Below are 25,601 nucleotides of genomic sequence, written 5' to 3'. Positions count from 1 at the left end.
ATAACTGTCTAGCGCAAACGGTCCAACGGCTAGTAGACTTCGCTCTCCTCCCTTCGATAAGTCAACATCGGTTCGCTATGCTCACCGTGTTTCCTTTATCTTAGTCGGAGCGCTCCAGTCTATACGCCGTTAAACGGACCGCTTGCGCTTTTCTTTGTTAAGGATAAGTTAAGGAACCGACAAGATAATAGGCTCATCAAATAAAAACTTCCCTGGTGTCGGAGGGCGTAAGGCAGCAGGGAGCAAAAGGAGTATATAGGAATGAAAAAGTTGATTTGGATTCTCATAAGCGTTTTGGTGATTGGCTTTGTCGGGTTTCAATACTATAAATCGAAAACAGTCAGCACGGAGACAACGGCTCAAACTCGAACCGCCCTTGTTCAACAAGGCAAACTCGAAGTGAAGATTAGTGGATCTGGCACCGTTGCACCAGTGACTAGTGAAGACATTAAATCGACGGTCGATAATGATGAAATTGATGAAGTGTTAGTTTCTTCAGGGGACACCGTAAGTGAGGGAGATGAGTTAATCACCTTCACAGATGATAGTGACCCGATTACTGCCCCAGCCGATGGTAAGATTACAACCATTTCTGTTACAGATGGTGAACGGGTTACCAATGGACAGGTTATCGCTCATCTCACTGATTACGAGAATTTACAAACTGTGGTTCAAGTGGATGAACTAGACATTACTAAGATTAAAAAGAAACAAACCGTTAGCATAACCGTGAGTGCCTATCCTGACACCACTTTTACTGGAAAGGTAACGGATATTGCAGCAGAAGGAACCTCTGCAAATGGGACATCCACTTTTGATGTCACCATTCATATCGATCAACCTAAAAACTTAAAGGTTGGGATGAGTACAGAAGCTAGTATCCTCACCGAGAGTAAGGAAAATGCTCTCTACGTTCCAGTTGATGGGGTGTATACAAGCAATAATAAGAAATATGTTGTTGTGACTGCCACTTCTACCGATGCTAGTTCTGCAAGCAGTGCTAGCCAGCAAAAGACCGTGAAAACGGGCATTTCGACCGATGATTATGTAGAACTTACAGAGGGGGTATCGGCAGGCGAAACGATTCAATTACCTGCTCTTGCAACTAGTAGTTCTTCTAACAATCAAAGCGGTAGAATGCAAGGCGGTATGGGCGGAATGGGAGCAATGACTGGCGGTGGAATGCCTCCAAGCGGTGGTGGACAGGGACAAACTAGCTCGAGCGGAAAGGGTGGCAATTAATGAGGACTCCAATTATTGAGATAAAAAATATGATGAAGTCCTATAAACTTGGCGGTGAAACGGTCCATGCCCTCAATGATGTGTCATTAGAAATTCAAAAGGGCGAGTTTCTAGCGATTATTGGCCCATCGGGATCGGGAAAATCGACATTAATGAATATGCTTGGCTGCCTTGACCGACCTAATAAGGGTACCTATCACCTAGATGGCAAAGATATTGGAAAAATGGACGATAACAGCTTGGCAACGATTCGTAATGGTAAGATTGGGTTTATTTTTCAAAACTTTAACTTATTAAGTAAGCTCACAGCACTTGAAAATGTAGAATTGCCATTGTTATATGCTGGTGTATCGACACGAGAAAGGCGCGAGCGCGCTTTAGACGGATTGGACAAGGTGGGCTTGAAGGATCGTGCCGGACATCTTCCAACTCAACTTTCCGGAGGCCAGCAGCAAAGGGTTGCGATTGCGAGAGCGCTTGTTGGGCAGCCGGCGATTCTCCTCGCCGATGAACCAACAGGAGCACTGGATAGTAAAACGAGCAAGGAGATTCTTTTTTTAATGAAGGAATTGAATGAATTAGGACATACGATTATTTTAATCACACATGATCTAGAGATTGCGAAACAAGCAAGAAGAATGGTTAGTATTCAAGACGGCCAGCTCTTTGAGAATGGGGGTGTACTACTTGGGAATCATGCAATCTATTAAGATGGCCCTTCGGAGTATTCGAAGCAATAAACTCCGGGCTGTTTTGACGATGCTCGGCATTATTATTGGGGTCTCGTCTGTCATTGTGCTGGTGTCGATTGCGCAAGGGTCAGCGAAAAACGTCACAAGTCAAATCAATCAATTGGGAACGAACCTTTTGACCGTTAATACCTATAGTACCGATATTGAATTAACCGAGGATAAAATTAATGAGTTAAGTGATATTGATGGAGTCAAAGCTGTTGCACCGGTTGTTTCGGGGCGTGTTTATGTGAAGAAGGAGCGGACCTCCTCACAGATCACCTTAACAGGAACAAACGCCGCTTATTCAACGGTACGTGATGCGAAGGTTAGTCAAGGTCGCTTTATTACCGATCTGGACGTAGAATACCGCCAAAAAATTGTTGTTCTTGGCTCGGATACCGCTGCGACGTTTTTTGGCACAGAGAATCCAATCGGCCAATATATTCAGGTGTCAGGCACCTCGTTCAAAGTTGTCGGGGTATTAGCTTCGAAAGGGAGTTCACTCGGGCAGAGCGGGGATAATGTGGTCATCGTCCCATTGAGCACGGGTCAGCGTTTAGTTGGCAGTACGACAATAAGCACCGTTTATTTGCAAGGGAAAAGCGAGGATCAAATGGATTTCGTCATGAATGAGGTTAAATTGTCGCTTGCCAGTATGTATCCCGGCAAAAGTGACTATTATGGCGTAACGAATCAGCAGGATGTGATGGACACGATGAGTTCGGTATCCGACACGATGACGATGATGCTTGGAGGAATTGCAAGTATATCCTTGCTTGTTGGCGGGATCGGCATCATGAATATTATGCTTGTGTCCGTGTCAGAACGGACGAAGGAAATTGGAATAAGAAAAGCGATTGGCGCGAAAAGACGTGATGTGCTCCTGCAATTCCTAATTGAGGCGGTCGTCTTAAGCTCAATGGGTGGATTGATTGGAATTTTATTCGGATTAGGATTAGGAAAGGTTGTCTCATCACTGATGAGTTTAAGCATCGCTTACTCCCCAACCGTGATTCTATCATCGTTCTTATTCTCGCTTGTGGTCGGGGTCGTCTTCGGCGTATTCCCTGCCAACAAGGCATCCAAACTAAATCCGATTCAAGCACTTCGCTACCAATAAGGACGATAAGGATTTCATCTCTCATTGGCGATGGCGAAATTTTGATCCGCAAATAAAACTAGTAAATTCGCAAATAAAACCGACTTATCCCTTTTAGCAAATAAATCCAGTTAATCCGCAAATAAAAGCTGATTTTTCGCAAATAAACTTGTTTTTGGTAGTTCAAAGCAGCATTTTACACGAGAGTATCAATAAAAATATAACAAAATGAGGAGAATTTATATGAAAAATACGAGAAAAGCCCATTTATGGATTGGTTTAATTTGTTCTATCTTTATCCTAATCGAGTCAATTACGGGTTTGTTAATGAACGAGCCGTGGTTAATCGGTCAGACACAAATGGAAGGAAATCGAGGCAATTTCCAGCCGGGTCAATTTAATCAAGGTGTAGGCCCACAAGGTGCAACCACAAACTCAAGCCAAGCAACTGGGCAAACTCAATCGCAGAATCCTCCTAGCAATCAAACGCAGACAAACGGCCAAACTCAAGGACAAACAGGCACAAACGCAGCTGGTCAATTCCCTGGACGCATGGGCGCCGGCGGCCCTGGGGGAGAAGGCGGAGCGAGTTCGATCACAAGTATCATTAGAGGTCTTCATGAAGGGAAAATCGGCACGACTAATGTGAAATGGCTGGTCGACCTAGTTGCACTAGCAATGATCTTCCTAACCAGTTCAGGCATTTACCTATCCTTAAAAGTCCTCAAAGCAGATAAAAAGAGAAAAAGCCGTAAAAATGATGGCCAAGTAGCTTAACAGTCAGGGTGTCAGGCACCATGTGAAAAATTCACATGGTGCCTGGCACTTTTTTACTTTAACGCAAAATATACGTTTTTTCGTCAAAATGCTATAATAAAAAAGGTAATTGAAATTCTAGCTAAGGGGAAATGAATATGATTCTCGTCGTTGGCGGAGCAGGTTACATTGGTAGCCATCTTGTAAAGGAATTAGTAGAAAAAGAAGAGGTTCTCGTTCTCGATAACTTATCGACTGGTCACCGCGCAGCAGTTGATAGCCGGGCCGTTTTTGTCGAAGGTGATCTTGGCAATGAAGAAGATTTACAAATGATCTTCAAAAGTTATCCCATAAAGGCGGTTATGCACTTTGCTGCCTTTAGTTTGGTAGGGGAGTCTGTTGTAGATCCTTTGAAATATTATCAGAATAACGTGGCGTCCACACTTACCTTGTTAAATGTGATGATGAGAAACAACGTAAAAAACTTTATTTTCTCTTCCACTGCAGCTACCTATGGAATTCCTGATGTGGAGTTGATTGATGAAACAACTCCAACAAGACCGATTAATCCGTATGGACATTCCAAACTGATGATCGAACAAATCCTGTCTGATTTCTCAAAATCTTATGGATTGAATTATGTGGTCTTACGTTACTTTAATGCAGCAGGGGCCCACGAATCAGCAGTAATTGGCGAGAGTCATGACCCAGAAACACATTTAATTCCGATTGTCCTTCAACAACTGTTAGGCCAGCGGGAAAAAGTATCTGTATTCGGATCCGATTATGATACAGCTGATGGTACTTGTATTCGAGATTATATCCACGTGACTGATTTAGCCAGTGCCCATATCCTCGCACTCGAGGCTTTATTAACAGGGAAGAAATCGGCTGAGGTTTATAATCTTGGCAACGGTCTTGGCTATTCCGTTAAGGAAGTCATTGAAACCTGTGAAAAAGTTACCGGTGTGGAGGCAAACGTAGAAATGGCTGACCGCCGTGCCGGAGATCCTGCTATGCTTGTCGCTTCCTCTCAAAAAATTCTTAGCGAACTAGGCTGGAAGGCTGAACGGAATTTGGAACGAATTATTGCAGATGCGTGGAATTGGCATCAGAAACAAACATATTAATTGGCAGCTCTGTCTACATACGTAGGCAGGGCTTTTTTATATTAGATTCCTGTCGGAGCGGCGGATGTCATAGATAAAACTGCAGTGAGAATTTAATGTTCTTGGAGCATTTTTTGTCATGATTTTTGCCTAATTTGTAGTTTGAAGGTTATGATTTACTAGGTTAAGATTAGGATATAAATTTCGTTAAGGGGTTCTTTTTTATGAAGAAAACGTTGAAGGATATTTTGTATATATTGCTAGGATCACTAATTTTTGCGGTGGGTGTCAATTATTTCACAATCCCGAATCATCTATCAGAAGGCGGGATTTTAGGGATTACGATTATTGCCCATTATTTGTTTGATTGGTCGCCGGGTATCGTAAATTTTGTATTGAATACAGTGCTGCTAGCGGTTGGTAATAAATTTTTTGAAAAAAGAACGTTTGTCTATACGCTGATTTCAATTGCAGCATGCTCGCTGTGTTTATTTTTAACCGAGGATATTGGACATCAATTAACTGAGGATACGTTTTTGGCCTCAATCTTTGCGGGTTTGCTTGTCGGAGCTGGGTTGGGATTGATTTTCCGGACGGAAGGAACCTCGGGAGGATCGACAATATTAGCTAGATTGGCGAACCAATTGCTAGGTTGGAGCATTGGGAAAGGCATGCTAATTATTGATATTTTAGTAGTGGTTGGCTCGATTTTCATCATTGGTTTGGAAAAAGCGATGTATACGCTGTTGATTGTGTTCATCGGAGCGAAGGCGATCGATTTCATTGTCGAAGGACTCGATGAAAAGGTAGCAGTGATGATTATTTCCAATTCTCCTGAACAGGTCTTGGCCAACATCACCAGTCGGATGTCGCGTGGATTAACCGTTTTAGACGGACGAGGAGGCTATAGCGGTCAGAACAGAGAAGTCCTTTATATCGTCATCAATAAGCAGGAAATCGTCCAACTGAAAAGTATTATTAAGGAAGTAGATGAAAACGCCTATGTCACCGTCCATAATGTCCATGAAATGATCGGGCATGGATACAAGGCGAGCAAAAAAGGTGCCTGACACCCGTAGTGGGTATCAGGCATTTTCTATATTTTCTCCACACTTACTCTCCCTGAGAAGAAGGTGGCACCGCCGCCCATATCGGCGATACGGTCCGGGGTGAGGGAGTTTACTAGCTGTTTTGAGTCAACAGAATCCGCCCACAGTCCTTGCGTAACGACGACTCCAGGTAGAACATGATATCCGACAGCCGCCTTTAGCCGGCATTCTCCTCGATCGTTCCAGACACGGACCGTATCTCCATCTACAATCCCCGCCGTGAAAGCATCCTGATGATTCATATACACCTTTGGTTCTTTTTCCAAGCTGATGTGCTTTGGATTGTTGGAAAAGGTAGAGTTTAAGAAATTATGATTTGGGCCAGGAACAAACTGATACGGATGATCCCCGTCGTTTACTAATGGTACATAAGTTGGCAATGGGGGATAGCCTTCTTCTTGCATCTTCTGTGAAAATAATTCAATTTGTCCACTAGGGGTTGGCAAGTTCCCAGGAAAAATCGGTTTCAATTTGGCTTTCATAAATTGATGCTCAACTAATGTTTCGTAGGTGATTTCTTCCAAATACGGATTGCGCGGATTATCAAGGGCTTGAGTAATCATTTGTGCCTCTGTCTCTTGGAAAAGCGGTTCATTAAAGCCCATTCCGTTTGCGAGTAGCCTGAACACATCGACATTCGATTTTGACTCAGCAAATGGTGCAATAACGGGCTGCTGCAGTTGAATGTAATGATGCCAATACGATGTGTAGATGTCCGTGTTTTCAAAGGAGGATGTCGCTGGTAAAACGATATCCGCGTATTTGGCTGTCTCTGTTAAAAATAAATCATGGACCACGGTAAATAAGTCTTCTCGCGCTAGCCCATTTCGGACTTTAGTAGACTCAGGTGCGACCACGGCAGGATTCGAACCGTACACAAAAAGTGATTTCACAGGAGGGTCTAGTGTAAGTAATGCCTCACCGAGTAAATTCATGTTTATCACGCGCGTATGTTTATTTTTTAATAAATCCGGTCGTTGCAAGTGAGCTGTATTCGGAGCTAGATAGGCTGAATTTCCTTTGATCGCGCCGCCGCCTTTGACAAGCCACTGACCAGTGAGAGCAGGAAGGCATGCGACAGTCCGGACAAACATCCCGCCATTGTCGTGATGCTGTGGTCCATTACCGATGCGAATAAAGGATGGTGATGTCTTCCCATATATCCGTGCCAGCTTATAAATATCTTCTACTGGTACACCCGTGATCGTAGAAACCGTGATCGGGTCGTACTGAACGACATGTTCGCGCAGCTCTTCGTGTCCGAGGGTATATTTTTGTAAAAATTCTTGGTTTACTAGGTTTTCAGCAAATAAGATGTGCATCAACCCTAAAGCGAGAGCACTGTCGGTTCCAGGCAATATCGGAATAAACCAATCTGCTAATCTACCAGTTTGATTTTTGTGAACATCGATAACGATGATTTTGGCGCCATTTTGTTTGCGGGCTTTTTGAGCTAACGCGACTTGATGCATGTTGGTGCTCGCCGCATTAACGCCCCAAAAGATGAATAATTTGGAATGAAGCGTATCCTCAGGGTCGGTTCCGATACTGCCACCCATGGTATATTTATAGCCAACCGAACCAGCAGCTGAACAGATGGTTTGGTCTAAACGCGATGCACCGAGGCGATGGAAGAAACGGCGGTCCATTCCCTCGGCATTAAGCCTGCCCATGTTTCCGTAAAAACTGTAAGGAAGAATGCTTTCCGGTCCATCGGATTCGATCAACTCTTTCCAACGGGAAGTAATCGTCTGGATGGCTTCCTCCCAGCTGATTTGTTCAAATTCACCCTCGCCCTTTGGGCCTGTGCGTTTCAATGGGAATTTTAGACGGTTTTCATCATAAATCCGTTCCGTCATATTCCGGACTTTGTTACAGATATGCCCTTTGGTGACCGGGTGCGCAGGATCGCCTTCCACTTTAATAACCTTCCCATCTTCCTTATGTAGAAGTAAACCGCACTGATCCGGGCAATCCAGCGGACAAACCGCATGAAAGACACCATCTCGTTCATCTATAAAAGAAGCCATAGCTTAGTCAATCTCCTTTCATGTTTAACTTGAATTTTTAAGATTGCTACTATCATAACATCAAATTCTTTGGTATGAACACATCTGACGAGCTATTTTTATTGGTGATTAAGTCTTATTTATAATGTACCGGGTTTGAATAAATGGATAATAAAAGGCGGTCACGTAGAAGTTCCATGTGACCGCCTTTTTGGATATACGCGAACCCCAGAGGACAATTTATTTTTGCCCAAGCTCTTTGATTTGATTAAGGATATTGGTTATATCTTGTACGCTTTGAAAAATTTCTGTGTTTTCAAGAACAGAAGGGTCGAGTAAGCCATTCTTCATATGTTTTAGATACACGTCAATTCCGGCTGCAAGTTTGTTGTTTTGGTCGACAATTTGCTGGTGTAAATCAACAGCTACGTTTGGGGCTTGAAGTTTATTGAATGCATTTATTTCTTTTTTCATATCTTGGAGCATGTTTTGGAAATCTGCTGCTGCTTGCTGATCTCCAACGGCAAGTTTAGCAACAGAGGGTGCTTCATTTGCAAATGCAGTCGCCTTGTCTAAGTAATCCTTTGCATCATTTACATATGTGAGTGTATCTTTCGCATCATTTAGTAAGGAACAACCGCTCAGGAGCAAAGCAATGACAGCGGATAAAACTAATAACTTCTTTTTCATGTAAAAACCTCCGTTTTTAATTTTTAAGGCAGCTTTTGAACGTTTAACTATCATTAAAATAGGGTTGAAAATTTGTTTCGTTTCTAAGGCATAAGCAGTTTCGTACGCTAATATCAATAAAATTAGCAGGATCTTCGTTTAGAAGTTCCGCTTATTTCTGAAGGGAGTACTTTTACTATTCTTTCTAAAAGTGCTTCATACTAAACGGTGTCAGGCACCACAGCTGATATTTTCATTTTACTTTTCCAAAAAAGTAATGGATAGTAAGCACCCAGTCATCTTCTCACACGTAGGATATCCATGAGAATAATCGGGAGGTTCTACAATGTACCCATATACTAATTACTACGATGCCTTATATAGACAAAATAATAAGTTAATAAGAGAGCTAGAAAAGGCAATTAATGGTGAGTACAATGCCATAAATTGTTACGAAAAGTTAGCAAATTTGGCACCTAATGAGAAGGAGAAAAGTCGAATCCTTGAAATTCGTCAAGATGAATCAAAGCATTATCAACAATTTGATCAGATCTATACAAGGCTGACTGGCCGAAAGCCACAACCGAAAATCAGCGAGGAATGTCCGGCGGTTTATTTAAATGGATTGGAATTTGCGTTACAAGATGAGCAAACAACGGTGGATTTTTACATGGAGGTAGCTGATGGAACTTCGGACCCAACTATAAAAGAGGCATTTCAAAGAGCGGCAGCAGATGAGCAAAATCATGCCGTATGGTTTTTATATTATTTCACAAAAAATAAGTAACCACTTGCTTCATGCTTTTGGTTGGATTTGATTGCTATTCCCATGCAGATAGTAGTTTAGCCTTCAAAAAGAAGACACCTTTGTCTCTAAGGCAAGGGTGTCTTTTCAATGATGCATTCTGTGAGGATTAATCTCCACCGCCGCCATCTCCACCCGAATCTCCGCCACCACCTGAATCCCAGCCGCCGTCTCCACCCGAATCGCCTCCGGAATCCCCGTCACCGTCGGAACCGCGGTCGTCATCAGTGTTGTCTGGATCACTTTCGTAATAATGTACATGATCATTGCTATAGGAACTTTTCCTTCCATTTCCTAAACTAGGAAAGATAAAAAAAGCTGCGATTATTGCTAAGGTTCCAAAGAACTCCTGTACTCCAAAAATAAGGTAAATCCCATACACAAGAAGCAATGCACCCACCAGCCATTGAATTACCCTCACCGCGAGACATCCCCCCATATAGAAAATAAGAATTATAAATCCATACAAAATAAATATTACAAACTAGGACTTTTTATACATCTTTTTAGATAATGGTGTCAGGCACCGATCGTGGACATTTGTCTTTCGTGTATGGACAGTCATCAATACCCAAAATTATATAGATGATGTGAATTTTGGGGAATTGTGCAGGATTTTTGGAGAGGGTGTCGAAAGGTAATAGTGGTTACTATTTGCTGTTCCTGTTTTATGGGGAATGCTTACTTCGGATGACCTCATTTTTTTCTGCCTCGATTCCCCACCTGAATTCTACCAATTTACTAAATAAGGAGTGATTGCAATGGTTCGCAGTGTCCGGCCTTGGTTTGAAGGCGCAAAGTATCATGTTACCACTAGAGGAATTAGGAAAAGTTCGCTATTTTTCGAAGACGAAGATTTTGAGAAGTACCTAGCTATAGTTCAAGAAACAAGAGAACGTTACCCATTCATCCTTCACACCTACTGCTTGATGACAAATCATACCCACTTACAACTCGAAACGCTAAAAACCCCTTTGAGTAATATCATGAAAAATCTCAACACCAAATTTGCAAAGTATTTTAATAGAAAGTACGATTTCTCCGGTCATGTATTCGATAAGCGCTATGGTGCCGAGCTACTCAATTCTCCCGAATATGAGATAGACGTGAGTAAATATATTCACTTAAATCCCCACTCAGCAGGTATGGTGGCAAAACCTGAGGATTACCCTTGGAGCAGCTGCCGAGCCTATGTCTTTGGAGAAAGTATTCCTCTGATTGCCCCAAAAACACTACTTTCATATTTTCCCGACCCATCAATACAACACTATGAAAATTATATAAAGGCATTACCAACCGACAAGTTCTTTTGGGAAGATGGAAAAATTCACATGATTAAGATGGAGGAAAAGACATGTGGGCTAAAGTAACGAGTATCGGCTTAAAAGGGATGGAAGGATATCGGGTGCATGTCGAGGTTGGCTCTTATGTAGGGAACGATTCGTTTAAAATTGTTGGATTACCAGATGCGGCTGTAAAAGAATCAAAAGACCGAATCATTGCTGCGCTTCGAACCTTAGGTTATCACTTGTCAGGTCAGAAAATCATTATTAATCTATCACCAGCGGATCAAAAAAAGTACGGTTCTATGTTTGATTTTCCGATGGCGATTGCTGTACTGCAAAGTTTGCATGAACTGGAGGTAATCGTCCCAGAGGATACTGGTTTTCTTGGATCATTATCGTTGGATGGATCGATTCAGCCTGTCGAAGGAATGTTGCCTGCTGTTCTTGCGGCAAAGAAGCTGGGGATTCATAAGCTTTATATGCCTTTTGATGAGGAATTGCCGGTATTAGATCTTAAGCCATTGGAAATCATCTATGTTTCTAGTTTACAGGATGCGATTGGACATCTTTCTGGGCAATGGATTCCTCCTTTTAATAAAAAGCAGTATGATGAACGGTTCACCAACACTGTTTATTTGGATAATGCAGCAGATTATTGGTCATACAGGAGCGAAACATGCCTTAGAGGTAGCTGCCGCTGGAGAACACCATGTCTTACTGACAGGACCACCAGGTTGTGGAAAAAGTATGTTAGCTGAAAGTTTCCCGTCCATTTTACCAGCATTAACAAAAGAGTCGCTACTTGAGGTAATCAGCTTGTATCAATTGAGTCAAAATTCATTTTCTCATTCCAATATGCCTCCCTATCGAAATCCGCACCACTCAGCTTCAGGTGTTTCTATAATCGGGGGCGGACAATACCCAAAACCAGGCGAAATATCGTTAGCACATCATGGTGTTTTGTTTCTCGATGAAATTGGCGAGTTTTCGAAAAAAACATTAGATATGCTGCGGCAGCCATTAGAAAATGGGTTGATCATGATTAGCCGCACCCATGCGACCATTACCTATCCGGCGTCGTTTATTTTGATAGCGGCAATGAATCCATGCCCATGTGGCTATGAAGGGTCAAATTCACATTATTGCACCTGTTCGAAGAAGCAGATACTCGCCTATCAAAATAGGCTTTCAGGTCCGCTCAGGGATCGGTTTGATATTAATCTCTCCTTAGGACCCATTAATTTTACTACAGCTGCGATTGAAACGGCAGGAGAGTCCTCATAAATTGTCCGGGGGAGAGTGGAGGAAGCTAGGAACAGGCAATATGATCGTTATGGAATGGAGGTTTGCAATAGCAGAGTCCCTTACGAAATGCTATTAATGGCAAGCCCATTAACAGACACACAGCAATCTACATTGCAACGACTCGCAATAAAGAAGAGTTGGAGCAACCGCACACAAATCAAAATCATCCGTCTCGCCCGCACCATCTCTGACCTGCAAGCAAGCCCCGCCATAACAGATCAAAGTATTGGGGAAGCTGTTCAGTTAAATGAAGTGTGAACGGAGTTCAGTTAGTGTCACCAGTTGAATTCATCATTTGGTGTCACATTAGTTGGTGTCAGGCACCATCCGTGGACAAAATGGCTAAAGTGTGCGTGTGGGGTGGACTGTGGGCATCTGATGTTATTTTTTCAGTCTCACCCTGATATTGTCCCAATGGGCCAGGAAAATGAAAACTAAGATACACAATACAATTGCACAACTTATCCAATCATGGTCGATGATTAATAGAAAAGGAGGAATGAATAGGAATGCACCTAATCCTGAAAAAGTGAAGCTCTTTGTAAAAGGATAGAGTACTAGAAATGCTAAGATAATAACGGAAACAAGTAGCGGCTCAAACATAATTATTCCGCCAATAAAAGTTGAGATCCCTTTTCCTCCCTTAAAGTTCAGGGTAATTGGTTTCAGATGGCCTAAAATGGCCATGCCTAAACCAACAAGTTGAACGGGGTCAGAAAATCCAAAATAGCGAGCTAGCAGTATGACGAGGCCACCTTTTAGAGCATCCCCTAGAAATATCAATACAAAGGCCGTTTTTCCATGAAGGCGTCCTGCGTTCCTCGCCCCTACATTTCCACTCCCATGAAGGCGAATATCCTTACGGTAGAGAGCTTTCGTAACCAGAAATCCAAACATGATACTCCCAATCAAATAGGATAAGACTAGAAAAAAGTAAATCATTTGACTTCACCTCCTAATAGAATAGTTGGGTGCCATGTACCATGTGAAAAATTCATATGGTGCCTGACACCCATCAGCATACTCTTATATAAATAATAATAGGCTTAGGGCCATAACGGCCAAACTGCCAATTAACCCGTAGATGGATAACTTTCCTTCATCATTCCTCATGGCTACAGACTATAATTCCTCCGGATAGATTATCAAACCTGCGATTTCTCCCTTAATGATATGGATTCGTATTAAAGTAATGGGATGTAGCATCAACTACATCCCATTTTTCTATAGGTTTTGTCAAGGTATATTGGTGTCAGGCACCACATTATTCCTCGTCTTTTTTCTGCTTTTTCTGTGCCTCTTGGAGGGCGAGGAGGATATCTTGAACGTCGATTTTTCCATCATTATTTAGGTCTGTTAGGGTATTTTCAGGTTCAGTTGGCGGTGGGGCTACAGGCGTTGCGTTTGGAGCAGCCGGTGCCGCAGTAACTGCTTGCTGTTTCGGTCTAAAGGCAAACGTGAACAACAGAAGAATAATAATGAGCAATCCTGCAACACCATCAACGATGTAGAAGATAGTCGCATAATCGGACCAGAGCGTCTTGCTGCTGCCCATCTTTTTCTCGGAGTTCGCGATATATTGTTTGATTTCGGAATGATTCGGATAAATCCGTTGGACTGCCTCGAATTTTTCTAACGCATGCTTATAGTAGCCGCCCCAATAAAGGTTAAGTCCTTCTTGATAAAGCTTATCCGTATCGCTCTTCGCATTTTTTGCGCCCGCTTGGTTGACAAATTCTTTAACGGTATTAACAGGAACGGCAAAATTAAAGCCTTGGACTTCTTGGCCGTTGACTGTGTCGCCCCTAAAGGTGAGCAAGCCAATAATTTCGCCTTTTGTATTGATGACTGGTCCACCGCTATTCCCATGAGTAGCAGCCGCGTTAATTTGGATGACCGGGCTTCCTTGTTCAGTCTTTTTGGAGGTGGCAGAAATTTGGCCAGCATTCATGGAGGAAACTAACGACGAATCTGGCGATAATAAATCAGAATCGGCCGCAGCAGGATAGCCGCTGACCCAAATATTATCTTGGTTCTGGATATTATCAGAATCCCCAAGCGGTAGAGTCGGCAGGTTTTTTCCTTCAATTTTTAGAACGGCGACATCTTTTCCTTCATTAATAGGAGCACCATAGCTTTTAACCTCGCCATCAAGTACATCCCCTCCTGGTAAAATTACTTTTAGAACCTTTTCGATACCAGTGTATTGTGTATACTGGACCATATACCTATAGGCTGTTTCATAGTCTACCTTAAAATAGTCCGCGATAATCGTTACAAGTTGTTCAAACGCAGCATTGGCAATATCCTCGTCTTCCTGTTGAGTCGCTTCAACGACGTGAGCATTGGTGACGATATAGCCGTTAGAGCTAATAATGGCCCCTGAACCTGAGCCTCCCACTACGGATTGATTATTTAGCTGTTCCAATATAGCGATGACTTCAGGATCATTGGGATTATTAAATTGCCACTGGACAACAGCATAATCTATGATTCGAACGACTGCCGGCTTTGAATATTCAGCAAGCTTTTGGGCTTGAGCGATTTTCCCTGCGGCTGGTTTAAGATTGATGAGGAAAATGGAAGCCACCATCACTGCAATGAGTAGCAAGCTGATAGGGATGGTAAAAAGGGCCCTTTTTTTCAAAATATAATTCACTCCTAGGTTGGATATTTTAAAAATTTACTCTGCAATATATTCGCCCTTGGGAAAAAAGTAATATTGTACATATAAATTTTAAGATAATTACATGGCGTTATCGTAGTTGAGGAATTTTAATGACAGAACAGGGAGGATTGTTTTTTTCATAAATGTTTAATCTTTGGTATCATGTTTAGTGAATGTAAATGATATTGGACTGAAGATATAGTTGGAGGTCTCTATGGAGAATCAATTGAAGGTAATGACTGTGTTTGGAACGAGACCGGAAGCAATTAAAATGGCTCCCTTGGTAAAAGAATTAGAGAAATATCCTGATAAAATTAAACCGATTGTGACGGTGACAGCGCAGCACCGTGAGATGCTTGACCAAGTGTTGCATATTTTTGAAATTACGCCTGATTATGACTTAAATATAATGAAGGAACGGCAATCTCTTCTGGATGTTACGACACGCAGTTTAGAGGGACTCAATCAAGTTCTTTCGGACGTCAAGCCAGATATTGTGCTGGTCCATGGTGATACGACAACAACATTTGTGTCAAGCTTGGCTGCGTTCTATCACTCGATTCCGATTGGTCATGTGGAGGCCGGACTCCGGACTCATAATAAATATTCCCCGTACCCAGAGGAAATGAACCGCCAGTTGACGGGTGTTTTGGCCGATCTCCATTTCTCGCCAACGTTCCAATCGAAGCAAAACCTTTTGGTGGAAAATAAGAGAGAAAAGGCTATTTATATCACTGGAAATACGGCCATCGATGCGCTAAAAACAACGGTGAGAGCGAATTATTCTCATCCGGTTTTAGACAAACTCGGAAATGACCGGTTAATTCTCATGACGGCCCATCGCAGGGAAAACACGGGAGAACCAATGGAAAATATGTTCCGTGCCATTTGCCGTGTAGTCGAAAAGCATGCCGATGTTCAGGTGGTTTATCCGGTCCATATGAATCCAGTGGTTCGTGAAATTGCCAATCGAGTACTGGGAGAAAACGAGAGAATTCATCTGATTGAGCCTTTAGATGTGATCGATTTCCATAACTTTGCCGCAAGGGCCTATCTGATTTTGACCGATTCAGGCGGTGTACAGGAAGAGGCACCATCTTTGGGTGTACCGGTGCTAGTTTTGCGTGATACCACCGAGCGTCCAGAAGGAATTGAAGCGGGTACATTAAAACTGGCTGGAACCGATGAGAAAACCATCTTTCGACTTGCAGATGAGCTGTTGTCAGACCAAGCCGCACATGACCAAATGGCGCACGCCTCCAATCCTTACGGAGATGGGTTCGCCTCCGAACGAATAGTAAAAGCCATCCTTCATCACTTTAAAAATGGCGACCGCCCAACGGATTTTGGCGAATAGAGTGGGAGGAAAGATTTGGTGTCAAAAGATGTGGTGTCAGGCACCAGCCGTGGACACTTTTAGGGTTTTGTCCGTGTAGTGTGGACGGTTAAGTTGATAATAGAACCTCTTGTCTATTTGAGCAGACAAGAGGTATTTGGTTTGAGTGATGATTTTTTAGGGGGATGTGGATAGATGAAGTTAAATAAGATCCATCATATTGCGGTGATTTGCTCGGATTATGAAAAATCAAAGGATTTTTATGTTCGAATCCTTGGGCTGACGCCTATTAATGAAGTTTATCGGGAGGAAAGAGATTCCTATAAGTTGGATTTGGAAGTGAATGGTCATTATCAGATTGAGTTGTTTTCTTTTCCGGAACCAACTGTCCGGCCAAGCTATCCTGAAGCAGCTGGTTTGAGACATCTAGCCTTTGAAGTAGATGATATCGAAGATGCGGTCCAATATTTGACAAGGTTTCAAGTGAATGTGGAGGTCGTGCGTGTGGACCCCGTAACAAACAAGAAATTCACCTTCTTCGCGGACCCGGATGGGCTGCCGCTTGAACTATATGAACGATAATATCTTTTTAAAAAGCGCGTTTAAGGCTATCAAGTTCCTATTAATTATTAAATCATTTCCTTCACATTCGGTGTCTATCCCCATGGGATTACATGGGGATTAATCTAGTAATGTATGGATTGGAACTCAAATACTAATAAAGGGAAGCTCATTGGGGCTTCCTTTTATTAGTTACTTTATGAGCTGTATTTTAATCCTTGAGGTGAATTGAATTTAGTATTGCCCAAACTTGGATTTACACTTGGGATCCCATATTCGTTAGGAGACCATGACCCATAGCCACTATTATAACCAGGGTTTGGTTGGAAGTGCTGTCCGTACATGTTTATATTAGGTCCTACTCCTGGGTAACCTGGCGTGCCAACACCAGGAAAGCCTAATCCTCCACCGACTCCTGGGCCATAAGGATTGTATCCCTGACCTGGTCCACCGCTGCCGTATCCTCCGAACCCACCGTATCCAGGGAAGCCGCCATAACCGCTGCTATACCCATATTCTCCTGGATTAGGTCCATTTCCTAGTGCGGCTCCTCCTAAATAACCTAAGCCAAGCCCAAGCAAGCTAGATCCGAATGATCCAAGGTTAAAACCTGTATGTCCGCCGCCATGGTGATGTTGCCCACCATGCTGTTGTTGTCCACCACCATGGTGAAATTGTCCACTGTGCGTGGACAAATGGTGCAAGTGTCCACGAGCGGTGCCTGACACCATAATGACACCATAAAAGCACCAATAAATATGACACCATCTAAAAATACGTCTCAAGACCTAGATTTCTTTCCGTTTGAGGTCTATGGCAGGGAGGAGTTTTTTCGTGTATTGTTGAAGTAATAAATGGAAATAATTTTCTTTTTGGTTTATATTTTGAGGAAATTGAAACATTCCATTGCATTCATTCGTAGGAATATAAAGATGTCTTAACTCAGGAGTCGATTTATTATGAACCCGATTTTGTCGTTTCTTCTTCGCTCATTTGTAGCCGTCCCATTAACAGTGGTAACTTGGCTGGTCTGCTTTTTTCCTTTGGGTCAAGCATTTTGGCCGTCAACAGGCATTGCCATTACCGGGGGGATTCTTACCCATTTAATCCTTTCCATCGTTATGAATAGAAGCTTTTTAAAAAAGCATCAGATATCAAGAAAAGAATATCGATACATTCGGAAAAACCTTATGGAAGCCAAACAGAAAATCAATCGCTTAAATAAAAACCTTTTTACCATTCGTGATATTTCGTCCGTAAAACAAAGAATTGATCTTCTTCGAATTACAAAAAAAATACACAAGATGACAACCAAAGAGCCGAAGCGATTTTACCAGGCTGAGCAGTTTTATTTTTCACATTTAGATTCAATCGTTGAACTTACCGAGAAATATAGCTTTTTATCCTCCCAGCCGAAAAAGAACATGGAAATGGGCCAATCTCTTATTGAAACTCGTCATACACTAAATGAACTAACAAAGGTATTGGAAGAGGATTTATATAAAGTGATTTCCGATGATATCGATCACTTAAATTTTGAAATTGACGTCGCAAAGCATACCCTTAATAAGCAAAAGGACGCTAAATTCCCGGAAGAAAATAGGTGGCTAAAATGAACGAAAACAACCCAATTCAACCCAATAAAACTGGAAATTTATTAGATGATATCCTTGCCGACCCGTTTGGGGATAAACTAGAGCTTTCAAAAAATCCGGTCCAGCACACAAGTGAGGCTAGGCCTGTTAAATTAATTGATGTGATACCAGAAGAACATCGCGCAAAGGCGTATCAGATTGCTGAACAAATCGATCCAACAAACCATCAGTCGATGATTCAATATGGTACCCAAGCCCAAGGTAAGCTATTTTCTTTCTCGCATACAATGCTAGAGCATGTGCAGAAACAAGATGTGGGTGAAATCGGGCAAATCATCAGTGATTTAATGAAGAGACTTGATGAAGTGAATCCGGATGATTTGAAGGATGGGAAACCATCCTTATTTGCTCGTATGTTTGGAAAAATTTCAGGTTCGATTCAAGAAGTACTCTCAAAATATCAAAAAACAGGCGCCCAAATTGACCGAATCAGTGTGAAACTCGATCGCAGCAAAAATGTCCTGATGTCGGATATTAAATTGCTTGAACAGTTGTATGAGACGAATAAGGAATACTTCCATGCCCTTAATGTCTATATTGCCGCTGGGGAAATCAAGCTTGAAGAAATACAGGAAAAGACAATTCCACAGCTGAAAAAAGCAGCCGAAGTAACCAATGACCAAATGAAATTTCAAGAAGTTAACGATATGATCCAATTTGCGGATCGCTTAGATAAGCGTCTCCATGATTTAAAATTAAGCCGGGAAATTACCATTCAAAGTGCTCCGCAGATTCGCTTGATTCAAAACACGAACCAAGCCCTAGTAGAAAAAATCCAATCATCGATTATGACGGCGATTCCGTTATGGAAAAATCAGGTCGCGATTGCGTTGACGTTAATACGCCAGCGTCATGCAGTCGAGGCTCAGAAACAGGTTTCGAAAACAACCAATGAACTCCTTTTGAAAAATGCAGAAATGCTAAAAACCAATACAATCGAGACGGCGAAAGAAAATGAGCGCGGCATCGTTGATATTGAAACCTTAAAGAAAACTCAGGAAAGCCTAATCACGACACTTGAAGAAACCATGCGAATCCAAGAGGAAGGCCGCCATAAGCGCCGCCAAGCAGAACAGGAATTAGCTTCGATGGAAAACGACCTTCGCCTGAAATTATTAGAGATAAAAGGGAAATAAACACAAAAGGCCTTCACTACAACTCCGGTTGTAGTGAGGGCCTTTTTGACTCTTACACATGCGCGAACCATTTCGGTGTCAGGCACCAGAAATCGAGGCACCGGAAACCAGCTAAACGGGCACTCCGCTTTTTACGGTGCCTGACACCACATAAAAGCACCACATCAATTAATTATTCACAACTGTGGCATTATAGTATTCTTCGAGGGTGATGCCGCGGCTCATGATTTCTTTGGCGATTGCCTTGCCGACATAGCGCAGGTGCCAGGGTTCGTATTGGTAGCCGGTGATCGAGTCTTTACCTTTCGGATAGCGGATGATGAAGCCGTACTCCGCTGCATGATCTTGGAGCCAGCTTGCCTCCTTTGTTCCTTCAAAGCAGTCCTCGGCCGCACATGTTCCATCTCCGCCGGTCACATCAATAGCCAGGCCAGTTTCATGCTCGCTCGTTCCTGGAACCGCACTATAAGTTCTAGCCGCTTCGTATCCATCTTGATTAACATAGTAATTAAATAAAGCTGTTTGGGCAGCATAGGACCTGTAGGCAGAAACACCTAAAAGATGCACACCCTGTTGTTTTGCGCCTGCGAATAATTTTTCGATCGCCGTACCAGCCTCGGCCCTCATTTGCCGCTTTTCTGCTTTCTGTGCGAACGTAAATGGGATGTTAGGGTAAATTAAATCACTTGGCTGATAATTATCGGGCAGTTTATTGTCCTTATTAACAAGAACAGGGATCACCTTTGGGGAGGAACCAACTTGGACGTTAGCATCCTGTTGCTGATCTTCTGCACCAGTTGAGGAATTGTTGTCTAATTTTCCATCATCTTGCATAAAATGAAATTTTCCAGTGCAGCCGGTCAAAGAGATTGCAAACACCATAAGAGTCAAAAAGACGAAACGTAATTTTAACATAGTTAACTTCCTTTTTTTAAAATTCACTTCAGTAAACATCATGGACAGGATTAGAGACTTTAAAACGTCATTCTAAATTCTGTCCAAGATGATTTCAAAACGGCTGTGAATCTAAGGTTGTTTCATCGATAGGTTTGGTAGAATCAATTGGCAGCCATCGTATAACGACAGAAGGAAATTAACTTTTAAGTGAGTGTAGGTATAAAGACACTTTTATTTTATAATTCAGTTGCCTATATTTTTAATAACACATAAATCGTACGAAACGGCAAAGCCATTGAAAAATGGTGACGCAAAACTAAAGGGGCTAAGGTTTAACGACGATGCTTGCCAGTTACCGAACACGATAACTCCGTCGATTTATGTAAACTATTGAGGAGGATTTTTTGTGTTGAAAATGTTCTTAAAGGGAAAATATTATTATCATTTAATCCAGCACAGACACAACGCGCTGTTACAGCAAGATTGCCTGGATGAAGAATTAAGAGCCAAGTTTATGATTAGAGCAAGCTATCATAATAGTAAAGTTGTCGAGTTTGGTTTAAAAATCTAAGCGAAATCATATTTTAAAAAAAGCCTGTATCTGTGTAGTTGGTACAGGCTTTTATGTTTTTATAGACTAAAAGGTATAAAATAAAACAATAGGACAACCATTACATATATTAACCATAGTAAAAGAGGGATGATTTCGAAATGTACAATCTGACAAAATTTAAAATAATAAAACCAGCTAATGAAGTATTTGAAGCCTTCGTAGACCCTTCGAAAATCAAGAATTTCTGGTTCTCATCAAGTTCGAGATGGGAGCAGGGCCAAACAATCACATTAAGATATGAAGAATACGATGCACAAGTCGATATTGAAGTACTCGAAGTCGAGGTAAATAAGAAAATCGTTTTCCGGTGGGGGACAGATGGAGAAGGGAATTGTGTAACAATTTCTCTGGAAGAATTGGATCAATCAAGTACCATTATTGAAGTGATCGAAGAAGGTTTTAGCGAAGATGATGATGAGTTAATCGCTCAGTTGATTGATAATAAAGAAGGCTGGGTGTATATGTTGACCTGTTTAAAGGGGTATTTGGAGTTTGGGATTCATAATTTAAGGGCAGCAATCGTTAAATAACATAGTTTCTTTTCTCAAGGGTCATCCTATTAATAAAAAAGGGAGGTAAAATCAATGAAACAGGATGATGAGAAAATTAGTGAAGGGTTAAATGAACTGTTTGAGATCATTAATGCAAAAGGGGACACGGGTGAGCTAAAAGAAATTGTCGATCGTTATGACAGTGCAAATCCAGAGGAAAACTCGAACAGTTAAATACAAAAGGCCTAGAGATTAGTCTAGGCCTTTTGTAATGAGAAGTGTGGATAAAATCCATATAAAATGTGGATATATATAGGTCAATTGTGGGCAAATCTGTTGGTTTTGTGGATAATACTGTGGAATATGTGGATAAATCCCCTCATTTGTAATTCCTTTATGAAAAAGAAAAAGTTATTCACATAATCTGTGTATAAATGGTTGAAATCTGTTGATATCTTCTTGTATGGTGTGGATATAGAGGTAATTAATGTTGATAACCTTGTTAATATCCTCTCCTCGTATATTTCCATCTGATTGGTTTGATTTTTGCTATGCCGACGATAGTCTAACAACAGCACATCTATTCGGTTTGAGCAAAAACACTAGCCAATGCTTCCCTAATATAGGCCCCTGGAATATAAAAGCGGATCAGGACGGTCACTTCACTTTTGTTCATCTGTATCCCCTGCTTTAAAGGACTCTTCTGTTTCATAAAACTGCTTTGTCTCTTTTAGGCCGCTAAGCAAATCATAGCGAGGCTTCCACCCCAACAGTTGCAGTGCTTTTGCATTATTCAACTGACTGTAAAGGATGTCACCGTTACGAGCAGGAAGATAAACAGGGACACCCAGAGGAATTTCGCCCAGCGAGGAAATGACTCCAAACAGTTGATTAATGCTCGTTTTTTGATTTAGACCAATGTTGATGATTTCATTGTTTCCTTTGCCAAGTGCAAGGAGATTGGCTGCAGCAACATCTTTCACATAAACAAAATCTCGTGTTTGTTCCCCGTTCCCGTAAATCGTCAATTGTTCGCCCTTTAAAGCCTTCTGTAGAAAAATAGCCACGACACCGCCTTCTCCTTTGGGAGTTTGACGTGGACCGTATACATTTGCATAACGCAGGATCGTAAAGGGAAGCTTATAAAATTGCGAATAGAGTTGAATATATCTTTCCGGCGTATGCTTGGAAATCCCATAATAGGAGATGGGTTCCGTCATCGAACTCTCTTTAATACTGCGGTCGTCCGTTTCGCCATAGGCTGCACAGGAGGAAGCGTAAACTATTTTTCGGACATTAAATTTCCGACAGCATTCCAACAAACGAATCGTACCAAGAATATTCGTTTGCGCATCAAAAACAGGATCCTGAATCGATTTGGCAACATCGACTTGGGCCGCTTGATGAATCACATACTCTGGATTTTCTTTTGAAAAAATCCCCTCTAACTGCGGTGAGCATATATTTGCGACATAAAAGGTCGCCCTATTATTAACAAACTCTTTATTCCCCGTACTTAAATTATCAACCACAATCACTTCATGACCCTCAGTAATCAGCAAATCAACAATATGGGAGCCAATAAATCCCGCTCCGCCTGTTACCATAACTCTCATACTTGACTCTTCTCCCATTCTGCTTGATACCAAGCAATTGTTTTCCTTAAGCTTTCATCAGATCGATGGAAGGATAGAAATTCAACAGTTTCCGGTATATATGAAGTATTCTGTTTTAAACTATTCACTTTTCGCTCGTCGACATCAATTCCAATGACATCGAATCCCTTGTTGGCAAATAGAAGGGCAAGCGGTAAACCAACATATCCTAATCCAATTACCCCTATTTTTTTAAAAGAGGAAATCAGCCGTTATCGTTATTTCTGACATGTTTTCCGTCCCTTACTCATAATTATTTTTTAAGTTTCGTGTTCACTTATCCTATGCGGACGGGTCTTAGGAGGGGATAGGTGAATATACAGAAATAGAAAAACTTTTAAAAAATACATTCTGTACTAAGTGGCTGAACTTGTGGTTTTGGGAGGCGGAAGGTCTTGATTTCCATCATTGCTTGTACCAATCGAGAGAAGTTTGTCAGTAACATCATTGCTAATTTTCAAAAACAAACCTTCAAGGAGAAGGAACTCATTTTAGTTCTTAATTCGTCTAAAATGAATTTCAAACAAATTGAGCGGGAATTGGATGAGGCTAAATTAAACAGTCAGTTATTCCAATTTCCAGACGAAATGAGTTTAGGGGAGTGTTTAAACAAGGGAGCTGAGCAGGCCAATTTTGAATACATTGGGAAAATGGACGATGATGACTATTACGGGAGCAGCTATCTAAAGGAAGCGTTTGAAGCGCTCATGCAAACGAAGGCAGAACTAGTTGGGAAAAGCAGCTTCTATATTTATTTTAAGAAGAAACAAGAACTGAGATTATATAATCCACATCATGAAAATAGCTGGATCATTAATAATGGTCAAAATCTTTATAAAACCTCCCATTTTTTAAGTGGAGCGACACTGATTTTTAAAAAAAGAACTTTTGGAAAAAGTAACATTCCCACACGTGAATCAAGGGAAGGACAGTGGTTTTCAGCGACGATGCTTTGAGAAACACGTCAAAATGTATTCATTATCAAAAGACCATTATGTATATGTACGCTCGGGACTACGCATCATCATACCTCCGATGCAACGGACCGGATGTTAAGAGGACGTAGTAAATTGGTCATCAATACGGCTTCGATTGAAACATTTTTCAATACTTGATAAAAAGAAGGCAGGATATCCTCCCTTCCAACCATTTCTATATTAACCAAGCAGCACGACTGAGAAGCTTTCGATATCTGAATGACACTATAAATTTCGCAGGCTTCCGAATCATGTAAGTAAAGAGGAGTAAGGAAAACAATATTAGTAAGGAAGAAATCGCTATTTATGATTTCAATTTAGCCTTATTGGCGGCAGGAACCAACGCCATCAATAGCTGGTTTCATTAAAGAGATGCTTGGGAAAGTAGCATTTGATATAGGGAATGGAATGGTCAAGAAAAGATTCCGTTAGCCCGTAAATAGGAAAAGCGATATTTAATAAATTCACTCTTCCTATATAAGGACATAACTTTTCATTATTTTTGATTCTGAAAAACCAACTGAAGACCTAAGCCAATATAGATAGAGCCAATAACCTTCCCTTGCCAGCGTGAAAGTTTTCCGCTCTGGTGTGAGAAAAGTCGTTCACCTATCGTGCTTGTTAGGAATGCTAGCAATGTGGTGTACATTATGCTCATTAACACAAAGGTGAGTCCAAGAATAAGTAGTTGAATGACAACAGGGGTCCCATTGTTGTGGACGAACTGTGGTAAGAAGGCTAAGAAAAAAAGAGCCGTTTTAGGATTGAGTAATTCAATTAATAAGGCCTGACGAAACGATGTGGCTGTGTTGTTCTTTTTTACGGTCGGCGCATCTTGTTTTTTGGATTTTTCAAGGAGGGACTTAATCCCTAAAAAGATCAAATAAGCGGCACCAAGATATTTCACGATTTCAAAGGCGAGTGCCGAGGTCATTAGAATGGCTGAAAGTCCAAGTACGGCTGCAATCGTATGGATTAAATCACCGACCGCAATCCCGATACCGGTGATGATGCCAGTTTTCCTCCCGCCTTGAGCGGTTTGAGAAATGGTTAGTAAAACAGCTGGACCAGGGATGAGAAACAATACGATAACTACTATAATAAATGACAGCAATTTTTCCGCGCTCCTTTATATAAAATATATATCTCATTTTATCATAATATTTAAAAAATTAATTCGAGAGATTAAGTAACTTTAAATAAGGATAAAATTTCTGTTGCTTTATTGTATTGTAGGTGATAAGATATATAAGTTGTCAGCGAGATTATTAATGTTTTATAAAACTTATTGACAATGTGATTGAGTAATGATAAGATATAAAAGTTGTCTTCGAAACTATTAATTTTTTCTTTAAAAATATTAAAATAGTTGTTGACAACAAACAAAAGAAAATGGTATGATTTAAAAGTTGTCCCATTGAATGAATTGTTCTTTGAAAACTAAACAAACAAGACGTGTAGACAAACAAAAAACTTTTAGTTTCAAATA

The 25,601-nt window shown here is 41.3% G+C and carries 29 protein-coding genes and 1 riboswitch; of the genes, 19 read left to right on the top strand and 10 right to left on the bottom strand.

Annotation, left to right across the window (positions count from 1 at the left end; genetic code table 11):
- The first annotated feature begins 261 nt into the window (after positions 1–261).
- The 6 genes from ACSU6B_RS27250 (at position 262) to ACSU6B_RS27225 (ending at position 6,010) form a co-directional block, all read left to right on the top strand.
- On the top strand, positions 262–1,242 hold the full coding sequence (locus tag ACSU6B_RS27250; RefSeq protein WP_410889507.1) for an efflux RND transporter periplasmic adaptor subunit: 981 nt from the start codon (positions 262–264) through the stop codon (positions 1,240–1,242).
- The gene (locus tag ACSU6B_RS27245) at positions 1,242–1,952 is read left to right on the top strand and encodes an ABC transporter ATP-binding protein (protein ID WP_251026481.1); all 711 of its coding nucleotides are present in this window, start codon (positions 1,242–1,244) and stop codon (positions 1,950–1,952) included. The genes ACSU6B_RS27250 and ACSU6B_RS27245 overlap by 1 nt, the downstream gene beginning before the upstream one ends.
- Positions 1,939–3,096 carry an ABC transporter permease gene (locus tag ACSU6B_RS27240; protein ID WP_306298996.1) on the top strand — a complete coding sequence of 386 codons (1,158 nt, stop codon included), beginning with the start codon at positions 1,939–1,941 and terminating at the stop codon, positions 3,094–3,096. The genes ACSU6B_RS27245 and ACSU6B_RS27240 overlap by 14 nt, the downstream gene beginning before the upstream one ends.
- 222 nt (positions 3,097–3,318) lie before the next feature.
- Positions 3,319–3,852: a PepSY-associated TM helix domain-containing protein gene (locus tag ACSU6B_RS27235; RefSeq protein ID WP_410889506.1), complete on the top strand. Its 534-nt coding sequence runs from the start codon at positions 3,319–3,321 to the stop codon at positions 3,850–3,852.
- Between the two features lie 137 nt (positions 3,853–3,989).
- On the top strand, positions 3,990–4,961 hold the full coding sequence (gene galE, locus ACSU6B_RS27230) for a UDP-glucose 4-epimerase GalE (protein ID WP_410889505.1): 972 nt from the start codon (positions 3,990–3,992) through the stop codon (positions 4,959–4,961).
- A gap of 203 nt (positions 4,962–5,164) precedes the next feature.
- Positions 5,165–6,010: a YitT family protein gene (locus ACSU6B_RS27225; protein WP_410889504.1), complete on the top strand. Its 846-nt coding sequence runs from the start codon at positions 5,165–5,167 to the stop codon at positions 6,008–6,010.
- Between the two features lie 26 nt (positions 6,011–6,036).
- On the opposite strand, the gene ACSU6B_RS27220 is transcribed toward ACSU6B_RS27225, so the two are convergent.
- Positions 6,037–8,079, bottom strand: a complete 2,043-nt coding sequence (locus tag ACSU6B_RS27220) for a molybdopterin-containing oxidoreductase family protein (protein WP_410889503.1) — start codon at positions 8,077–8,079, stop codon at positions 6,037–6,039.
- 219 nt (positions 8,080–8,298) lie between these two features.
- The gene (locus ACSU6B_RS27215) at positions 8,299–8,748 is read right to left on the bottom strand and encodes a DUF6376 family protein (RefSeq protein WP_410889502.1); all 450 of its coding nucleotides are present in this window, start codon (positions 8,746–8,748) and stop codon (positions 8,299–8,301) included.
- Between the two features lie 325 nt (positions 8,749–9,073).
- Between ACSU6B_RS27215 and ACSU6B_RS27210 the strand changes: the two genes are divergently transcribed.
- Entirely contained in the window at positions 9,074–9,514 is a 441-nt protein-coding gene (locus ACSU6B_RS27210) for a ferritin family protein (protein ID WP_410889501.1), read from the top strand.
- 127 nt (positions 9,515–9,641) lie between these two features.
- On the opposite strand, the gene ACSU6B_RS27205 is transcribed toward ACSU6B_RS27210, so the two are convergent.
- Positions 9,642–9,953, bottom strand: coding sequence for a hypothetical protein (locus ACSU6B_RS27205; protein WP_410889500.1), 312 nt, complete (start codon positions 9,951–9,953; stop codon positions 9,642–9,644).
- Between the two features lie 340 nt (positions 9,954–10,293).
- On the opposite strand from ACSU6B_RS27205, the gene ACSU6B_RS27200 reads away from it, so the two are divergent.
- Genes ACSU6B_RS27200 through ACSU6B_RS27185 form a run of 4 tightly spaced genes read left to right on the top strand, consistent with a single transcriptional unit; the run spans position 10,294 to position 12,381 of the window.
- Positions 10,294–10,902: a transposase gene (locus ACSU6B_RS27200; RefSeq protein ID WP_410889499.1), complete on the top strand. Its 609-nt coding sequence runs from the start codon at positions 10,294–10,296 to the stop codon at positions 10,900–10,902.
- On the top strand, positions 10,887–11,576 hold the full coding sequence (locus tag ACSU6B_RS27195; RefSeq protein WP_410889498.1) for a magnesium chelatase domain-containing protein: 690 nt from the start codon (positions 10,887–10,889) through the stop codon (positions 11,574–11,576). Before ACSU6B_RS27200 ends, ACSU6B_RS27195 begins: the two co-directional genes overlap by 16 nt.
- Positions 11,461–12,102, top strand: coding sequence for an ATP-binding protein (locus ACSU6B_RS27190; protein ID WP_410889497.1), 642 nt, complete (start codon positions 11,461–11,463; stop codon positions 12,100–12,102). The genes ACSU6B_RS27195 and ACSU6B_RS27190 overlap by 116 nt, the downstream gene beginning before the upstream one ends.
- 15 nt (positions 12,103–12,117) lie before the next feature.
- Positions 12,118–12,381 (top strand): hypothetical protein, encoded by a 264-nt coding sequence (locus tag ACSU6B_RS27185; RefSeq protein WP_410889496.1) that lies wholly within the window; start codon positions 12,118–12,120, stop codon positions 12,379–12,381.
- Between the two features lie 123 nt (positions 12,382–12,504).
- Here the strand turns inward: ACSU6B_RS27185 and ACSU6B_RS27180 are convergent, their stop codons facing one another.
- Both ACSU6B_RS27180 and ACSU6B_RS27175 read right to left on the bottom strand, forming a co-directional pair.
- Positions 12,505–13,065 carry a glycerol-3-phosphate acyltransferase gene (locus ACSU6B_RS27180; RefSeq protein WP_410889495.1) on the bottom strand — a complete coding sequence of 187 codons (561 nt, stop codon included), beginning with the start codon at positions 13,063–13,065 and terminating at the stop codon, positions 12,505–12,507.
- Between the two features lie 322 nt (positions 13,066–13,387).
- On the bottom strand, positions 13,388–14,770 hold the full coding sequence (locus ACSU6B_RS27175; protein ID WP_410889494.1) for a S1C family serine protease: 1,383 nt from the start codon (positions 14,768–14,770) through the stop codon (positions 13,388–13,390).
- A gap of 235 nt (positions 14,771–15,005) precedes the next feature.
- Between ACSU6B_RS27175 and wecB the strand changes: the two genes are divergently transcribed.
- Complete coding sequence (gene wecB, locus ACSU6B_RS27170) at positions 15,006–16,148, top strand: non-hydrolyzing UDP-N-acetylglucosamine 2-epimerase (RefSeq protein WP_410889493.1); 1,143 nt, start codon at positions 15,006–15,008, stop codon at positions 16,146–16,148.
- A gap of 174 nt (positions 16,149–16,322) precedes the next feature.
- A complete protein-coding gene (gene gloA2, locus ACSU6B_RS27165) occupies positions 16,323–16,709 on the top strand; it encodes an SMU1112c/YaeR family gloxylase I-like metalloprotein (RefSeq protein WP_410889492.1) in 387 nt (128 codons plus the stop codon).
- A 176-nt stretch (positions 16,710–16,885) separates the two neighbouring features.
- Here the strand turns inward: gloA2 and ACSU6B_RS27160 are convergent, their stop codons facing one another.
- On the bottom strand, positions 16,886–17,419 hold the full coding sequence (locus tag ACSU6B_RS27160) for a hypothetical protein (RefSeq protein ID WP_410889491.1): 534 nt from the start codon (positions 17,417–17,419) through the stop codon (positions 16,886–16,888).
- Between the two features lie 228 nt (positions 17,420–17,647).
- Here ACSU6B_RS27160 and ACSU6B_RS27155 point away from each other — a divergent pair, with 228 nt between their 5' ends.
- A complete protein-coding gene (locus ACSU6B_RS27155) occupies positions 17,648–18,304 on the top strand; it encodes a 5-bromo-4-chloroindolyl phosphate hydrolysis family protein (protein WP_410889490.1) in 657 nt (218 codons plus the stop codon).
- Positions 18,301–19,479: a toxic anion resistance protein gene (locus ACSU6B_RS27150; RefSeq protein WP_410889489.1), complete on the top strand. Its 1,179-nt coding sequence runs from the start codon at positions 18,301–18,303 to the stop codon at positions 19,477–19,479. The genes ACSU6B_RS27155 and ACSU6B_RS27150 overlap by 4 nt, the downstream gene beginning before the upstream one ends.
- Before the next feature lie 168 nt (positions 19,480–19,647).
- Here the strand turns inward: ACSU6B_RS27150 and ACSU6B_RS27145 are convergent, their stop codons facing one another.
- Positions 19,648–20,394: a M15 family metallopeptidase gene (locus ACSU6B_RS27145; protein ID WP_410889488.1), complete on the bottom strand. Its 747-nt coding sequence runs from the start codon at positions 20,392–20,394 to the stop codon at positions 19,648–19,650.
- Between the two features lie 257 nt (positions 20,395–20,651).
- Positions 20,652–20,736, top strand: a riboswitch (cyclic di-GMP riboswitch).
- Positions 20,737–20,782: 46 nt separating this feature from the next.
- On the opposite strand from ACSU6B_RS27145, the gene ACSU6B_RS27140 reads away from it, so the two are divergent.
- The 3 genes from ACSU6B_RS27140 to ACSU6B_RS27130 all read left to right on the top strand — a co-directional run bounded on the left by ACSU6B_RS27140 (position 20,783) and on the right by ACSU6B_RS27130 (position 21,714).
- A complete protein-coding gene (locus tag ACSU6B_RS27140) occupies positions 20,783–20,947 on the top strand; it encodes a hypothetical protein (RefSeq protein WP_179195958.1) in 165 nt (54 codons plus the stop codon).
- Positions 20,948–21,087: 140 nt separating this feature from the next.
- Positions 21,088–21,519 carry an SRPBCC family protein gene (locus ACSU6B_RS27135; RefSeq protein ID WP_410889487.1) on the top strand — a complete coding sequence of 144 codons (432 nt, stop codon included), beginning with the start codon at positions 21,088–21,090 and terminating at the stop codon, positions 21,517–21,519.
- A gap of 54 nt (positions 21,520–21,573) precedes the next feature.
- The gene (locus tag ACSU6B_RS27130) at positions 21,574–21,714 is read left to right on the top strand and encodes a hypothetical protein (RefSeq protein WP_214998632.1); all 141 of its coding nucleotides are present in this window, start codon (positions 21,574–21,576) and stop codon (positions 21,712–21,714) included.
- Positions 21,715–22,142: 428 nt separating this feature from the next.
- On the opposite strand, the gene ACSU6B_RS27125 is transcribed toward ACSU6B_RS27130, so the two are convergent.
- Both ACSU6B_RS27125 and ACSU6B_RS27120 read right to left on the bottom strand, forming a co-directional pair.
- Positions 22,143–23,096 (bottom strand): NAD-dependent epimerase/dehydratase family protein, encoded by a 954-nt coding sequence (locus ACSU6B_RS27125; protein WP_410889486.1) that lies wholly within the window; start codon positions 23,094–23,096, stop codon positions 22,143–22,145.
- The gene (locus ACSU6B_RS27120; protein WP_410889508.1) at positions 23,093–23,323 is read right to left on the bottom strand and encodes an NAD(P)-binding domain-containing protein; all 231 of its coding nucleotides are present in this window, start codon (positions 23,321–23,323) and stop codon (positions 23,093–23,095) included. The genes ACSU6B_RS27125 and ACSU6B_RS27120 overlap by 4 nt, the downstream gene beginning before the upstream one ends.
- 207 nt (positions 23,324–23,530) lie before the next feature.
- On the opposite strand from ACSU6B_RS27120, the gene ACSU6B_RS27115 reads away from it, so the two are divergent.
- Positions 23,531–24,091: a glycosyltransferase gene (locus tag ACSU6B_RS27115; RefSeq protein WP_410889485.1), complete on the top strand. Its 561-nt coding sequence runs from the start codon at positions 23,531–23,533 to the stop codon at positions 24,089–24,091.
- Between the two features lie 517 nt (positions 24,092–24,608).
- Here ACSU6B_RS27115 and ACSU6B_RS27110 read toward each other — a convergent pair.
- Positions 24,609–25,226: a LysE family translocator gene (locus ACSU6B_RS27110; RefSeq protein ID WP_410889484.1), complete on the bottom strand. Its 618-nt coding sequence runs from the start codon at positions 25,224–25,226 to the stop codon at positions 24,609–24,611.
- Between the last annotated feature and the right edge of the window lie 375 nt (positions 25,227–25,601).

This window comes from Neobacillus sp. C211, from assembly GCF_051842875.1.
In the GTDB taxonomy this organism is placed as follows: Bacteria; Bacillota; Bacilli; order Bacillales; family Cytobacillaceae; genus Neobacillus.
This window is presented reverse-complemented; position numbering and strand designations above follow the sequence as displayed.